Here is a 15179-nt window from a genome sequence, read left to right as displayed (position 1 = left end):
TATTGACCGTTGCCTTCCAGCTCAATCCGAAGATCGCTCCACGGCGATGCCTGCTTTACCAACGACCTTGAGCTTCGCCAGTTCAAGTACGCCGACGACTGTAAAAACCTAATGGGTACCTTACATCGACAACTGGCTTCATTGCGTTGTATGCAATACCCCAAATTGGCCCGCCAGCTTCGCCAAACGCTTATCCAAGGTCCATAGGGTAGCCTTTGACATCAACGTCGAGGCGAGCAGGAACATGTCTATCAGCCCACAGCCAAGGCCATAAAGCTGATGGCGCTCGATAAAATCCAGCGCTTCGCTTAACGAAGCTTGTTGTCCATGGCGAAGGCTTGATAAGTCAGCCAGTGTTCTGACCCGGTCAGGTGGTGTCCCACAGGCCAGTTCACCTAGAATCATTGGGTGTATCAACACCCGATCGTGGCCGAGCAGATCCACCAGTGCCTCATTACGGCTACGAAAGTGCGCTATCCATACTGAGCTATCGACCAGCACATCCATCAGCTGAGATCGCCTTGTCGGCGGGGGACCTCTTCCATAGACGGCGCTGCGGAACCTAATGAGGCAAGGCGTTTAGCTGCTTGAATGCGAACAAAGGTCTTTACGGCCTCCCGAAATAGGTCAGCCTTGTCCATGCTGGGATCAGCCAGTTCAAGGGCGCGCTTATAGAGTTCGTCGTCAATCGTCACCGTAGTTCTCATCATGTTTCCTCATCAACAATGATGTTTTTACGCATCATAATCGATGATTGCATGTGTTTGTTGATGCATCAATGTGTAGAGCGGCAGAGGCCAGATCGGCCCCCCTACTGGCCAGCTATAAGCAACCGTTCGCCGGCAGACTGACACGCCCCCCCCTTCCCTACCCCACCTCAGGCTGCAACTTACGCTCAAATATCGCCACCCCATCCAAATCACGCAGGGTAACGGTGAGCTCGCCGCTGGCGGCTTCGATGTTCACTTCGCCGAAGAACTGATAACCGGCAAAAGGCGAAGTGTTCTGGGCCGGGGGTGCTTTTTGAAAGACCACTTCGGGGCCGAAGGTCAGGTCCAGGGGGTTGGGGCCGAAGCTTCCTGCGTTCAGCGGGCCGGCGACGAATTCCCAGAAGGGGTCGAAATCCTGGAAGGTGGCGCGGTCCGGGTGGTAGTGGTGGGCTGCGGCGTAATGCACATCGGCGGTCAGCCAGATGGTGTTCTTCACCTGCTGGCGCCGCAGGTGGCCGAGCAGCTCGGCAATCTCCAGTTCCCTACCCTTGGCCGGGCCGTTGTCGCCGTTGGCGATGGCTTCCCAGCGCCCTACCCCGGGGCTGACTTCACCGTCCGGTACGCCCAGGCCGATGGGCATGTCGGCTGCGATCACCTTCCATTGGGCCTTGGAGGCCACCAGTTCGGCCTTGAGCCAGTCCAACTGCTCGCGTCCCAGGAAGGCGCTTTGTGCGTCCATGGCCTGGCTCAGGTTGGCATCGTTGCCACCTCGGTAGCTGCGCATGTCCAGTACGAAGATGTCCAGGGTCGGCCCGTAGGGGATTCGCCGGTATACCCGGCGGCCGCTGTCTCCGCTTTGGGGGCGCATGGGGGCATATTCGAGCCAGGCCTGGCGCGCTGGGCCTACCAGTTGCTGGATGTCTCGGGTGTGGTAACGCTCATCGAGCTGCTTGCTGGGTGACCAGTTGTTGGTCACTTCATGGTCGTCCCACTGCCAGATCTGCGGCACCTCGGCATTGAAGCGCCGGACGTTATCGTCCATCAGGTTGTAGCGGTAGTTGCCCCGGTAATCGGTCAGGGTTTCGGCCACCTTGCTTTTGGCTTCAGTGGTGAGGTTGCGCCAGATACGCCCATTCTCGGTGGTAAGTTGCGCTGGGACCACACCGTCGGCATAGATGGTGTCACCGCTGTGGATAAAGAAGTCCGGCAGGCGCAGGCGCATCGCTTCGTAAATCCGCATACCGCCGATATCCGGGTTGATGCCGAACCCCTGCCCCACGGTATCGCCGCTCCACACGAAGCGGATATCCCGGGCCTGGGCCGGCACGCTGCGCAGGTGTCCGAACCAGGGCTCGCTGGCCACGCCGGTATTGCCGTCCTCGAACCACAGCCGGTAAAAAATTGCCTGGCCTGCTGGCAGCCCGGTCAGCTCAACGCGCCCGGTAAAGTCGCTCTGCGCGGTGACCAGCGTCGAGGTAACCCGCCGCGGCTGGTTGAAGGTGCTTCGGGTATCCCATTCCACCACCAGCTTCGCTGGCCGGTCGCAGCGGCTCCAGATCATGGCGCGGTCGCCCAGGGGGTCGCCCGATTGCACGCCGTCGGTGACCTTGGGGCGGTCGTTCACTGATGCAATCACGGCAGGGGCCAGGCCGGGCAACAGCAGGCCCGCGCCGACGCCTTGCAGGAGGCGACGGCGAGCGATGGGGAAGTTGGGCATGTGTGGCTCCTAGTCGGACAGGAAGGAGCTACTAGACGGAATCAAGATGACAGCTTCGTGTAGGCCGGCTCGTTTTTCCAAGCCGGCCCGCGCGGCATCAGGAAGGCGACACCACCAATTCGCCCCCCTTCGGCTTTCTTGTGCACCGCGTACACCAGGGCGGTGAGCATGCTGCCTGCCAGGGTCGCCAGGAGGTACAGCAGGGCATGGTGCATAGCGTTGGGGATCAACAGCCCGAGCAGGCCGGCGGTCTGGTTGGCAACCTAGCCTGACCTTCGTCTCAAGACTACTCAAACAGACCCTGATCTGTGCAGTTTCTGAAAATAAAGACATACGACAACAGATCACCTATGATCTTGCTCGAAGGCTTCCCTGCTGTCCTGGGCACGGAAGGTTTTGCCGTTCCGGAGACAGGGGGCATGCCCACTCGCTTTCCGACACTGTTGCTGGGCTCGTTTTGCCGCTGTACCTGAAAAACAATAACAACACTGGAGATAGCCATGGACTTCAAACGCAAGCTACTGATCGCATCCCTTCCATTGGTGTTCTGCCTGTCGAATGGGGCAATGGCAGAAGTGAAGATCAAATTCGCGGACGTTCACCCGGCGGGTTACCCGCCTGTTGTAGCTGAACAGCAAATGGGAAAAAAGCTCGAAGAACAAAGCCATGGCGAGATCAGCTTCAAGATGTTCGCTGGTGGCGTACTGGGGTCCGAAAAAGAAGTCGTCGAGCAAGTCCAGGCCAATGCGGTGCAGATGACCCGGGTGAGCCTGGGGATCGTAGGGCCGGTCGTACCCGACGTTAACGTGTTCAACCTGCCGTTTATCTTCCGTGACCACGCTCATATGCGGAAGGTGATCGATGGAGATATCGGCCAGGAAATCCTCGACAAGATCACCAACTCCCAATTCAACCTGGTGGCGCTAGCGTGGATGGACGGGGGCACCCGTAATCTCTATACCAAAAAGCCGGTGCGCGATATTGCCGACCTTAAAGGCATGAAGATCCGCGTTCAGGGGAATCCGGTCTTCATCGACACCGTCAATGCCATGGGCGGCAACGGTATCGCCATGGCCACAGGCGAAATCTTCAGCGCCTTGCAGACCGGCGTGATCGACGGCGCCGAGAACAATCCACCGACCATGCTCGAGCACAACCACTACCAGAACGCCAAGTTCTATACCCTGACCGAGCACTTGATCCTGCCGGAACCGGTGGTTATCTCCAAGGTCACCTGGAACAAACTCAGCCCTGATCAACAGGCGCTGGTGAAGAAGCTCGCCATGGAAGCCCAGGCCGAAGAGCGCGTGCTCTGGGACAAGAAGTCCGCGGAAAGCGAAGCCAAGCTCAAAGCAGCTGGCGTTGAGTTCATTACCCTCAGCCCTGAGCAGAAGAAAGCCTTCTACGATGCCACCGCCCAGGTACGTAGCAAGTACGGCGCGCCCTATGCCGACCTGATCACTCGCATCGAAGCCGTCAAATAACTTCTCCAGCAAAAATGCTTTGGTAAGCGGGTGAACGCCCGCTTGCTGGAGCGGTGGTGAGCCCATGAAAAATACGATTCTACGGTTTAACGACGCACTCTATGGCCTCTGCATCGGTGTGGCTGGCCTGTCGATGCTGGCCATGGCACTGATCATTCCATGGGGTATTTTCGCTCGATACGTCCTTGGGTCTGGCTCCAGCTGGCCTGAACCAACGGCGATCCTGCTAATGGTGGTGTTCACCTTCTTCGGCGCGGCGGCCAGCTACCGAGCCGGCGCACACATGGCGGTGAGCATGGCCGTTGATCTAATGCAGCCCGGCCTGCGCCGTGGCGCCGCGATCCTGGTACAGCTGTTGATGGCGCTGGTGTGTATCTTCATGGCGATCAAAGGCCTGAAGCTGTGCCTTAACACCTGGAACCAGTTTATAGGCGAGATGCCCAGCCTGCGCGTAGGGATTTCCTATCTGCCTATTCCAATCGGTGGGGTAATCACCCTGGTGTTCGTGTTGGAAAAGCTGTTTCTAGGCGACCAGAGCCACCGCCGGGTGGTGCGCTTTGACTTGGTTGAAGAAAGCGAAGGAGCGGCGTGAATGGACGCGTTTATCTTGTTAGGCAGCTTTATCTTTCTGATCCTTGTGGGCATGCCGGTGGCCTTTGCGCTAGGCCTGTCGGCATTGATCGGCGCCTGGTGGATTGAAATCCCGTTCGACGCCTTGATGATTCAAGTGGCGGGCGGGGTCAACAAATTCTCGCTGTTGGCGATTCCGTTCTTCGTGCTGGCCGGGGCGATCATGGCCGAGGGCGGCATGTCCCGCAGGCTGGTGGCATTTGCCGGTGTACTGGTCGGTTTTGTACGCGGCGGCCTGTCCCTGGTGAACATTGTGGCATCCACCTTCTTCGGGGCTATCTCGGGCTCGTCAGTAGCGGACACCGCTTCGGTGGGCTCGGTGCTGATCCCGGAGATGGAGCGCAATGGCTACCCGCGGGACTTCTCCACGGCAGTCACTGTCAGCGGGTCGGTGCAGGCGCTACTGACGCCCCCTAGCCACAACTCGGTGCTTTACTCCTTGGCCGCGGGCGGGACGGTGTCCATCGCCTCGCTGTTCATGGCCGGTATCATGCCCGGGCTGCTGCTGAGCGCAGTCATGATGGGACTGTGCATGCTCTTTGCGCGCAAACGCAATTACCCCAAGGGCGAAGTGATACCGCTGCGCCAGGCATTGAAAATCGCCGGCGAAGCGCTCTGGGGCATGATGGCCATGGTCATCATTCTGGGGGGTATTCTCTCGGGCGTGTTCACCGCCACGGAGTCGGCCGCCATTGCCGTGCTCTGGTCGTTCTTCGTGACCATGTTCATCTATCGCGACTATAAATGGCGCGACCTGCCTAAACTGATGCATCGGGCAGTACGCACGGTTTCGATCGTGATGATCCTGATCGGCTTTGCCGCCAGCTTTGGCTACATCCTCACGCTGATGGAAATCCCGACGAAGATCACCACAGCGTTCCTGACCCTGTCAGACAACCGCTACGTGATTCTGATGTGCATCAACATCATGCTGCTGATGCTCGGCACCATAATGGACATGGCCCCGCTGATCCTTATCCTTACCCCGATCCTGCTGCCGGTAATTGCGGGAATAGGCGTGGACCCGGTGCATTTTGGCATGATCATGCTGGTGAATCTGGGCATCGGCCTGATAACCCCGCCCGTGGGCGCGGTACTGTTCGTGGGCGCTGCGGTAGGCAAGGTCACCATCGAAGCCACGGTCAAGGCCTTGCTACCGTTTTACATAGCGCTGTTCCTGGTGCTGATGTTGGTGACTTACATCCCTGCCATTTCGTTGTGGCTGCCGAGCGTGGTGCTCTAACCACGTGCTGACTATGCCGGTAGCAGCAGGCCTTGGCCGCGATTGGCCGCACACTGGGTAACGGTCGTGGCCAAGACCTGCCGCTATGTGGTTCCTGGCCGGGCAGGAAGGCGCCACTGGACGGAATCAAGATGACAACTTCGTGCAGGCCGGCTCGTGTTTTCCAAGCCGGCCCGTGCGGCATCAGGAAGGCGACACCACCAGTTCGCCCCCCTCGGCTTTCTTGAGCACCGCGTACACCACGGCGGTGAGCAGGCTGCCCGCCAGGATCGCCAGCAGGTACAGCAGGGCATGGTTCATGGCGTTGGGGATCAACAGCACGAACAGGCCGCCGTGGGGCGCCACCAGCTTGCAGCCGAAGTACATGGACAGCGCGCCAGTTAGGGCGCCGCCGACCATGGAGGCTGGGATGACCCGCAGCGGGTCCTTGGCGGCGAACGGAATGGCGCCTTCGGAGATGAAGCACAGCCCCAGTACCATCGCCGCCTTGCCCGCTTCCCGCTCGGCCTGGGCGAACTTGCTCCGCGCCAGCAGGCTAGCAAGGCCCAGGCCAATGGGCGGCACCATCCCCGCGGCCATGGTCGCGGCCATGGGGCCAGTGGTCTGGTCGGCCAGCAGCCCGACCGAGAATGCATAGGCAGCCTTGTTGATGGGGCCACCCAAGTCCACGCACATCATTCCGCCCAGCAGGATACCCAGCAGGACGGCATTGGCGGTGCCCATGCTGTTGAGGAAGGCGGTGAGCGAGCCGAGCATGTTCGCCACCGGCGCGCCTACCACATACACCATGATCAAGCCGGTGATCAGGCTCGCCAGCAGGGGGATGATCAGGATGGGCTTGAGGGACTCCAGGCTGGTGGGGAGTTTGGCGGCGCGGCTGACACCTTTGGCGCTGTACCCGGCGATGAAGCCCGCCAGGATGCCGCCGATGAAGCCCGCCCCCAGGGTACTGGCCAGCAGGCCGCCGATCATCCCGGGCGCCAGGCCCGGACGGTCAGCGATGGACCAGGCGATATACCCGGCCAGTAGCGGCACCATCAGGGTGAAGGCCGCATCACCGATCTGCTTGAGCGCGGCGGGCAGCGTGCCGGGCTCTTCGAACGCCCTGATGCCGAACACGAAGGACAGTGCGATCAGCAGGCCACCCGCCACCACCATGGGAAGCATGAACGACACCCCGGTCAGCAGGTGCTTGTACACCCCGCGCTTTTCCTGGGCAGCGGGCGCGGCGCCTTCGCCGCTGGACTCGATCCGGCCTTCAGCTAGGGCCTTGTCCAGCATGGCCTTGGCCTGCTTGAGCGCGACGCCCGTGCCGCAGCGGAAGATGCGCTTCCCGGCGAAGCGGTCCGTGGCCACTTCGATATCGCAGGCCAGCAGCACCACGTCCGCCGCGGCGATGTCCTCGGCGGCCAAGGGGTTGCGGGCGCCCACCGAGCCCTGGGTTTCCACCTTCAGGTCGTAGCCCAGTTGGCTGGCGGCCTGTTGCAGGGCCTCGGCCGCCATGAAGGTATGGGCAACACCGGTCGGGCAGGCGGTGATCGCCACGAGGCGCGGACGCTGGTTTGCCGTGGCGCTGGAAGCCGCCTCCGGTGAGGCCTGTGGCGCGTAGGGCCTGGCTTGGTCCAGGGCGCGGTCGAGGAAGGCATCCACGTTACCCAGGGCTTCGGCCGGCGTGCTCTGGAACAGACGCTTGCCACGCAGGCGCTCGAGCTCCACCGGGCCCGTGGCGACCACCACCACATAGTCGGCTTCCTCGATGTTCAGGGGCGACAAGTGCCGCTCCGGATGCTGCGGGTCGTGGATTTCCACGCAGGTGCTCCAGCCACGGCGCTGGGCCGCGCCGTCCAGCAGCCGGGCGCTGAGCACGCTGGAGATTCGCCCATTGGGGCAGGCGGTGATAATGGCCAGCTTCATTGTGGCACCTCCTCGAATGCTGCCAGGGGACGAACGCTCACCCCCGTTTCCAAGCGCGCCAGCGTGGCACGGTCGGGAATACCGAAACCGATCTGGGTCACTGCCATGGCCGCGATAGCGGTGGCAGTGCGCAGGGTGTCAGCAGGCGTTTGTGCCTCCAGTAGCCCGTGCACCATGCCGGCCAGCAGCGAATCCCCGGCGCCGACGGTGCTGGCCACCGCCACCGTGGGTGGCAGGCCATGCAATGCCTGGCCGGGGCTGAACCAGCTCACGCCCTGGGCGCCCTGGGAAATCACCACGTGCTCGATCCCCCGCTCGAGCAAGGCCGTCGCGGCCTCGGCCTGCTGGCGCAGGTCTTCCACAGGGCTGCCTAGCACCTGCGCCAGTTCTTCGGTATTGGGCTTGACCAGCCAGGGCTGGCAGGCCAGGCCGGCCTGCAGCGCCGCGCCACTGCTGTCCAGGGCCACCTGCAGGCCGAGGCTGCGCAGGGCTTCGAGCAGCTGCTGTAGCCATTGCGGGCTGATGCCTTGGGGCAGGCTGCCGGCCACTATGGCCACGGAGCAGCCGTCGGCCAACGCGGGCAAGCGCTCCAGCAAAGTGGCCTGCGCTTCGACGCTGATGACCGGGCCAATGCCGTTGACGTCGGTGACCCGGCCATCCCGTTCGGCCAGCTTGATATTGCGCCGGGTCTCCCCCGGCACCCGGACGAAACCGTCATCGAAGCCGCGTTGGCGGAACAAGGCTTCGAAGCGGTCGCTATTGGCCTGGCCGAGAAAGCCGCTGACCCGGATCTGATGGCCGAGGTCGGCCAATACCTGGGCGACGTTCAGGCCCTTGCCAGCGGCATGCACATGCAGGGCTTCACCGCGGTTCACTTCGCCCAGGCGCAGCGTCGGCAGCTCGACTGTCAGGTCCAGGGCCGGGTTGAGGGTAATCGTTAGAATCCTTGCCATCACTGCTTCTCCACCAGGGCGCGTACTTCAGGGGCGCTTGCCGCGCTCAGGGCGCGTTGCGCCAGCCGCTGTGCATCAGGCAGGCTGAGCTCTCGCACACTGGCCTTGACCTCTGCGATGCTGCGTGCCGACACGCTCAGTTCATCCACGCCAAGGCCGACCAGAATAGGCACCGCCAAGGGGTCCGCCGCCAATTCACCGCATACGCCTACCCATTTGCCGTGGGCATGGGCCGCGCGTACCGTGATGTCGATCAGTTGCAGCACCGCCGGATGCAAGCCGTCTGCCTGAGCGGAGAGGGTCGGATGGCCGCGGTCCATGGCCAGGGTGTACTGGGTCAGGTCGTTGGTGCCAACGCTGAAGAAGTCCACCTCGCGGGCCAGTACCGGGGCCAGTAGCGCGGCGGAGGGCACCTCGATCATGATGCCGACCTGCAGGTCCTCGACCGGGTGCGCCTGGCGCAGGCGCTCCAGCATGTCACGCCCCTGGCGCCACTCTTCGACGGTGGCGACCATGGGGAACATGATACGCAACGGGCGGCCTTGGCCCGCGCGCAACAGAGCGCGCAGCTGGGTTTCCATCAGCTCGGGCCGCTGCAGGGTCAGGCGGATGCCGCGAACACCCAGGAAGGGGTTTTCCTCGCTGGGGATAGGCCAATAGGGCAAGGGTTTGTCGCCCCCGACGTCCAGGGTGCGCACCACCAGTGGGCGGCCTGCGAGGGCATCCAGCACGCGGCGGTATTCGGCTTCCTGGGTCGCCTCGTCCGGGGCCTGGGAATGAGCCATGAAGATCAGCTCGGTGCGCAGCAAGCCAATGCCTTCGGCGCCCTGCTCCACTGCCGCGCTCACTGCGGCGGCCTCGCCCACGTTGGCGCAAACCTCCACACGATGGCCATCGGCGGTCAGGGCCGGCTCATGTCGCCGCTGCGCCGCCGCGGCCAGGCGCTGGGCGCGCTGGTCGCGTTCGATGCGGGCACGTTCCAGCACCTCCGGCTGCGGCGCCACGATCAGCGTGCCGCGCTGACCATCGAGCAGCAAGGGGGTGCCTGGGGCGATGCGCAGCACTGCCTCACTGGCACCGACCACGGCCGGGATACCCAGGGCACGGGCGACAATAGCGCTATGGGCGGTCGCCCCGCCACGCGCAGTCAGGATGCCCGCTACCCGGGCCGGGTCCAGGCGCGCCACATCGGACGGGCCTACCTCATCCATCACCAGTACATAGGGCTCATCCGGCGCCTGTGCGGCCTGCACCCCGCACAGTTGTGCGAGCACCCGGCGGCCAATGTCCCGCAGGTCTGCAGCTCGCTCAGCCAGCAAGGCATCGCCCAGGCTCTCCTGGCGAGCCGCCGCGCTGTCGATCACCACCACCCAGGCCGCCGCGGCGCTGTCGCCCTGCTGCAAGCGTTGGCTGACTTCATCGATCAGGTCCGGGTCTTCGAGCATCTCCAGATGGGTCGTGAAAATGTCGCGGATGGACTTCGCCGCGCCTCCGGCAATCAGCTGTTGCAGGTCTTCGCGTACCTGGCTGACTGCTGTTTCCAGGCGCTGACGCTCCAGCGCCGGGCTTTCACCCCGAGCGGGATAAGTGAATTGCACAGGCGCTTCCACATGGGCGGGGCCGATGGCGATGCCCGGGGCGGCCGACACCGCGCGCAAGGTGCTGCCCGCCGCCGGGGCTGGTGCCTGCAGGTTTGGCGGCTGTGGCGTGTCCAGCTGCTCAGGGGTGGCCACGGGCAATGGCTCCACGGCTTCGCCCAGCCCTTGCTCGATGGCACTCACCAGCATCGCCAAGGCCTGCTCGGCGATGGCCGGCTCGGCGGCCAGTTCCAGCACCTGCCCACGGCGAGCGCCCAGGCTCAACAGGCGGGAAAGACTCTTGGCCGAAACCGGCCCCTCGCCGCTACCCATGACACGTATCTGGATCTCACCCTCGAAGCCCTTGGCCAGCTGGGCCAGCTCCTTGGCCGGCCGCGCATGCAGGCCATGGGCATTGGCCAGGGTTACCCGCGCGCTGGGCCAGTCCGGTGGAATGTCCCCGCCGAGTACTTCCAACACGGCGCGGCTGTTGGCGGCATGGAACAGTTCCTCCCCGCGCCCGGCGATCAGCAGCGCGCAGAGCCGTTCGAGCAAGGCTTCATGGGCCTCTCCCAGGCTGGCCAGGCAGAACAGGCCATTGACCGCTTGCCCCTGGTAAGTCAAAGGCCGCTCCGGGGTCACGAAGGCCAGCCCCGGGCGCGTTACTTCCTGTTCGCTATGCAGCCACCACAGCCCCTCACCCAGCGGCAAGGGCGCCAGGCCCTGCACGATGCCGGCGAAGCCGCCGTGGACACAATCGGCCTGGCGCAACAGGCGTGCGCCACGCCATACCAGTTCCTCGAAATCGTCCACGGGCAGGCCAAGGCTGACCATCTGCGCATCCAAAGCCAAAGCTTGCGGCGCGCCCTGTAGCAGCTTGAGCAAGGCTTCGGGTGTGGCCGCTCGGCGCAGCGCCTCGCCCAGGTCCGTTTCGCCAAGGGCGCGGGTCAGCAGTTGCAGCAGGCGCAGGTGCTCGTCGGACTTGGCCGCGATACCAATGGCCAGGTAAACCCGCTGGCCATCGCCCCAGTCCACCCCTTCGGGAAACTGCAGCAGGCGCACGCCAGTGGTGAACACCTGGTCGCGGGTAGCCGGCGTGCCATGGGGTATGGCGATGCCTTGACCCAGGTAGGTCGATCCTTGAGCTTCGCGGTCCATCAACCCCTGCAGGTAACCCTCGGCAACCAGGCCATCGGCCACCAGGCGATCGGCGAGCAAGCGCAGCGCGGCGGGCTTGTCCGAGGCCGCTTGCCCCATGGAAATCTGCTCAGAGGTGAGCTCGAGCATGCTGACTCCTTATCGCGCCGCTTACTGGGCGCTGTTGTTGTGAGTGTTTCGGCGTGACGCGGCTATGCTCAATACGAAGGCCGGACCGCTACGCGCGCGCCATGGGCGCCCTGCCACGGCAGCTGGGCAAGGGTAGAGACCACCTGTGCGGTAAGACCTCACGAGCACGATTTCTATCGCGTTCACGCTAGCTGAAACGTTTAACCTAGCAAACGATGAACGTTACTCGAAATCGCCTCGACAGGGAACGCCTGCCGTCGGCCAGGCTGTGGAAAACTCGCCCCTGCCGCCGCCGCGCAAGATAAGCGACAATGACGAATGCGTTCGACTGGCGCTCATCCGCGGTCAGGGATGCCCATAAAAGGAAACTTGGCTTGAAACTCAGCGATATCGCTCGGCTGGCCGGCGTGTCGGTCACCACCGCCAGCTATGTCATCAATGGCAAGGCGGCTCAACAACGCATCAGTGACACCACAGTGGCGCGTGTGCGCGCGGTGGTTGAGGAGCACGGCTTTACGCCCAACCCTCAGGCCGCGGGGCTGCGCAGCCAGCGTACGCGCACTCTGGGCTTTATCCTCCCAGACCTGGAGAACCCCAGCTACGCGCGCATCGCCAAGAACCTGGAGCAACAGGCCCGGGCCCGGGGCTATCAGCTGCTGATCGCCAGTTCCGACGACGACCCGGATAGCGAACGACAGTTGCAGAAGCTGTTCCGGGCACGCCGCTGTGACGCCCTCTTTGTAGCCAGTTGTCTGCCGGCCGCCGATGGCTGCTACCGAGAGATCCAGAGTCGCGGCACGCCAGTGATCGCGATCGACCGACAGATGGACCCAGCTCTCTTCTGTTCGGTGATCAGTGACGATCGTGAAGCCGCCCGCGTGCTTACCGCCAGCCTGCTCAACCCTGCGCTGGGCGGGCCGCCTCCCCGGCATATCGCGCTGATCGGGGCCCGACCGGAGCTGAGCATCAGTCTTGAGCGCGCTGGTGGTTTCGCCGATGCCCTCAGTGAGTTTTCCGGAACCGTGCTGGTACGCGAAGGCGAGGCCTTCAGCCGCGATCGGGGCCAGCGCCTGATGAGCGAACTGGTGGAAGAACTCGGCGGCCTGCCAGACGCTCTGGTGACGACCTCCTACGTGCTGCTTCAGGGGGTGTTCGATGAACTGCAGCGCCGCGGCCTGGGCGCTCCCGACCTACGCCTGGGCACTTTCGGCGACACCCAGTTGCTGGACTTCCTTCCGCTGCCGATCAACGCCATGGCCCAGCAGCATGAGTTGATCGCCGCCCGCGCGCTGGAACTTGCCCTGGGCGCGCTGGACGAAAAGGTCTGTAGGCCTGGCGTCCATGCCATTGCCCGTACCTTCAAGCAGCGCATCCGAGAGGGCCAGGCGTGAACCTGGTGGATACCCACACCCACCTGGATTTTCCCGATTTTGACGCGGACCGCTCGGCCGTGCTGGATAGCGCCGAGGCGGGCGGTGTTAGCCGGGTGGTGGTGTTGGGAGTGCATCGCGCCAACTGGGAGCGGGTATGGCAGCTGGCACTCACGGACTCCCGGGTCTATGCCGCCCTGGGGCTGCATCCTGTATTCCTGGACGAGCATCAGCCGCGGCACCTCGATGAACTGCGCCAGTGGCTCGAACGACTTGCGGGGCATGGACGGCTGTGCGCGCTGGGTGAGTTCGGGCTGGACTATTACCTCAAGGGGCTGGACCGCGAGCGCCAGCAATGGTTGTTCGAGGCTCAGTTGCAGTTGGCGGTGGACTTCGAGCTGCCTGTGCTGTTGCACGTGCGCCACTGCCATGCGGCTGTGATCGCTACCTTGAAACGCTACAAACTACCGAAACGTGGGGTGATCCATGCCTTCGCCGGCAGTTGGGAAGAAGCTCGCGAATACCTGAAGCTTGGCTTCAAGCTGGGCCTGGGCGGCGCACCCACCTGGCCCCAGGCATTGCGTCTGCGCAAGGTAGTGCCGCGCCTCCCCCTGGACAGCATCGTGCTGGAAACCGATTCGCCGGACATGGCGCCAAGCATGTTCCCCGGCCTTCGCAATAGCCCTGCCCATTTGCCGGCCATCTGTGAGGCGCTGGCCGAGCTCCTTGGGGTAAGCGCCCAGACACTGGCCCAGGCCAGTACCCGCAATGCCTGGGGGCTGTTGGGGTGGGCAGCAGCCGGCCTTGGCCGCGACCAGGCCTGACACCGCGCTACGCCCGGTTGCCGCCAAGGCGGGCGGCTACGGGGTGGGGCTGGTTCTTTCAATACAGCAAGGTCCAGAGCGCAAACAGCGCATACCACAGCACCGCCGCCCGTTGCAGCAAAGCCCAGAGCGCATCCAGGGCAGCCACGGGCTCGGCAGGGCCACCTGGGGTGGCCAGGTCGGCAGCCAGGCGACCGGTGTGGGCGACGAAACGGCCAGCGCTACCGTGCCAGTCCAGCAGTTCATGGAGCATCCAGCGACACACCGCGACAAAGTTGCCCACCAGGGCGAAGCTGGCACCGAGCATCCGCGCCGGTAGCCAGTCCAAGGCATGCAGCATCAGCCCGGCGCGCTCGGCCAGGGCCGGGTCCGCGGTGCGTTCGGCAATCAATGCCAGCAGCCGGTAGGCCAGGGCCAGGGCCGGGCCCAGCAGGCTGTACCAGAAGACTACGGAGAAGAAGCTGCGCAAGGCCTGGCCCAGCAGCCAGCCTTGCGCCTGTTCAGCCAGGGCCTCGGGGCTCGGCGCGCTGAGACCCAGGTCGCGCTCGGCCACATGCAACGCTGCCTGCAGGTCGCCTCGGCGCCAGGCATCGCGCAGCGGGCCGGTGGCAACCTTGGGCTCGCCCCGGCCCAGGCTGTAGAGCAACACGACCAGATGCAAGGGTAGCGCCAGCCAGCCATAGGCCACCTCGCCCAAGGCCCACAGCAACAACGCGACCAGCGCCACGGGCGGCGCGACCAGCCAGGCCAAGGCCAACCCCGGCCTGGCACTGCCTGAACCGCGCTCGCGACGCCGTAGCGCCCGCAGGAACCAGCCGTCGACCTGCACACGCTGACGCAAGGCGGAGAGTTTCTCGATCAAGACGACGAGCAACAGCACCAGAAAACTCACGCGCACCCCTCCTCGGTGGTCAAGCTGGACAAGTAGCGGCTCCAGTCGAAGGCAGGGCCGGGATCGGTCTTGCGCGTCGGGGCAATATGGCAATGGCCCTGGATACGCGCCGGCACGATGGCCGGATAGCAACGGCGGATCTCCGCGGTCAGGTGAGCGAGGCTTGCGTATTGCGCCTCGGCGTAGGGCTGGTCGTCGGTACCTTCCAGCTCTATGCCCAGGGAAAAGTCGTTGCAACCTTCACGCCCGTCGAAGGTGGACACACCAGCATGCCAGGCTCGATCATGACAGGACACGAACTGAGTGATCGCCCCATCGCGCTCGATCAGAAAATGCGCCGAAACGGTCATCTGGGCGATGCTTTCGAAATAGGGATGGGCAGCGGCGTCCAGGCGATTCTGGAAAAACGCCTGGACCTGGCCGGTCCCGAATTGCCCTGGCGGCAGGCTGATATTGTGGATCACCAGCAACGACACCTCGTCGCCGGGCCGGGTATTGAAGTTGGGTGACGGGCAATGGCGCGCGCCATGGCACCAACCCGTGACGGGATCCAGACGGACCTCATCGAGGCGCATAAG

Annotated in this window: 13 protein-coding genes and 1 pseudogene; 5 read left to right on the top strand and 9 right to left on the bottom strand. The window is 63.7% G+C overall.

Translation table 11 applies throughout. The features are described 5' to 3' along the window. Positions 1-138: 138 nt before the first annotated feature. The 4 genes and pseudogenes from BN1188_RS12085 to BN1188_RS21945 all read right to left on the bottom strand — a co-directional run. On the bottom strand, positions 139-510 hold the full coding sequence (locus tag BN1188_RS12085) for a type II toxin-antitoxin system VapC family toxin (RefSeq protein WP_088776210.1): 372 nt from the start codon (positions 508-510) through the stop codon (positions 139-141). Beyond that, entirely contained in the window at positions 507-707 is a 201-nt protein-coding gene (locus tag BN1188_RS12080) for a type II toxin-antitoxin system VapB family antitoxin (RefSeq protein WP_040263882.1), read from the bottom strand. The genes BN1188_RS12085 and BN1188_RS12080 overlap by 4 nt, the downstream gene beginning before the upstream one ends. A 160-nt stretch (positions 708-867) precedes the next feature. Further along, the gene (locus tag BN1188_RS12075) at positions 868-2427 is read right to left on the bottom strand and encodes an alkaline phosphatase D family protein (protein ID WP_040261725.1); all 1560 of its coding nucleotides are present in this window, start codon (positions 2425-2427) and stop codon (positions 868-870) included. Positions 2428-2468: 41 nt separating this feature from the next. Next, positions 2469-2672, bottom strand: a pseudogene (locus tag BN1188_RS21945) (hypothetical protein); the annotation flags it as partial. 255 nt (positions 2673-2927) lie between these two features. Between BN1188_RS21945 and BN1188_RS12065 the strand changes: the two are divergent. From BN1188_RS12065 to BN1188_RS12055, 3 genes are all read left to right on the top strand, one after another. Then, positions 2928-3911: a TRAP transporter substrate-binding protein gene (locus BN1188_RS12065; RefSeq protein ID WP_040261724.1), complete on the top strand. Its 984-nt coding sequence runs from the start codon at positions 2928-2930 to the stop codon at positions 3909-3911. Between the two features lie 64 nt (positions 3912-3975). Next, positions 3976-4503 carry a TRAP transporter small permease gene (locus tag BN1188_RS12060; protein WP_040261723.1) on the top strand — a complete coding sequence of 176 codons (528 nt, stop codon included), beginning with the start codon at positions 3976-3978 and terminating at the stop codon, positions 4501-4503. Then, a complete protein-coding gene (locus BN1188_RS12055; protein ID WP_040261722.1) occupies positions 4504-5784 on the top strand; it encodes a TRAP transporter large permease in 1281 nt (426 codons plus the stop codon). A gap of 183 nt (positions 5785-5967) precedes the next feature. Here BN1188_RS12055 and BN1188_RS12050 read toward each other — a convergent pair whose 3' ends face one another. From BN1188_RS12050 to ptsP, 3 genes are read right to left on the bottom strand one after another with little or no spacing between them, the layout of a single operon-like run. Beyond that, positions 5968-7698: a PTS fructose-like transporter subunit IIB gene (locus BN1188_RS12050; RefSeq protein ID WP_040261721.1), complete on the bottom strand. Its 1731-nt coding sequence runs from the start codon at positions 7696-7698 to the stop codon at positions 5968-5970. Beyond that, positions 7695-8651 (bottom strand): 1-phosphofructokinase, encoded by a 957-nt coding sequence (gene pfkB, locus BN1188_RS12045; RefSeq protein WP_040261720.1) that lies wholly within the window; start codon positions 8649-8651, stop codon positions 7695-7697. Before pfkB ends, BN1188_RS12050 begins: the two co-directional genes overlap by 4 nt. Beyond that, positions 8651-11515, bottom strand: a complete 2865-nt coding sequence (gene ptsP, locus BN1188_RS12040; protein ID WP_040261719.1) for a phosphoenolpyruvate--protein phosphotransferase — start codon at positions 11513-11515, stop codon at positions 8651-8653. The genes pfkB and ptsP overlap by 1 nt, the downstream gene beginning before the upstream one ends. 374 nt (positions 11516-11889) lie before the next feature. Between ptsP and cra the strand changes: the two genes are divergently transcribed. Next, positions 11890-12906: a catabolite repressor/activator gene (cra, locus tag BN1188_RS12035; protein ID WP_040261718.1), complete on the top strand. Its 1017-nt coding sequence runs from the start codon at positions 11890-11892 to the stop codon at positions 12904-12906. Further along, positions 12903-13709: a TatD family hydrolase gene (locus BN1188_RS12030; RefSeq protein ID WP_040261717.1), complete on the top strand. Its 807-nt coding sequence runs from the start codon at positions 12903-12905 to the stop codon at positions 13707-13709. Before cra ends, BN1188_RS12030 begins: the two co-directional genes overlap by 4 nt. A gap of 58 nt (positions 13710-13767) precedes the next feature. On the opposite strand, the gene ampE is transcribed toward BN1188_RS12030, so the two are convergent. Next, complete coding sequence (ampE, locus tag BN1188_RS12025; protein ID WP_040261716.1) at positions 13768-14601, bottom strand: regulatory signaling modulator protein AmpE; 834 nt, start codon at positions 14599-14601, stop codon at positions 13768-13770. Continuing rightward, positions 14598-15176, bottom strand: coding sequence for a 1,6-anhydro-N-acetylmuramyl-L-alanine amidase AmpD (gene ampD / locus BN1188_RS12020; RefSeq protein WP_040261715.1), 579 nt, complete (start codon positions 15174-15176; stop codon positions 14598-14600). Before ampD ends, ampE begins: the two co-directional genes overlap by 4 nt. Between the last annotated feature and the right edge of the window lie 3 nt (positions 15177-15179).

This window comes from Pseudomonas massiliensis (assembly GCF_000826105.1).
GTDB classification, from domain to species: Bacteria; Pseudomonadota; Gammaproteobacteria; order Pseudomonadales; family Pseudomonadaceae; genus Aquipseudomonas; species Aquipseudomonas massiliensis.
This window is presented reverse-complemented; position numbering and strand designations above follow the sequence as displayed.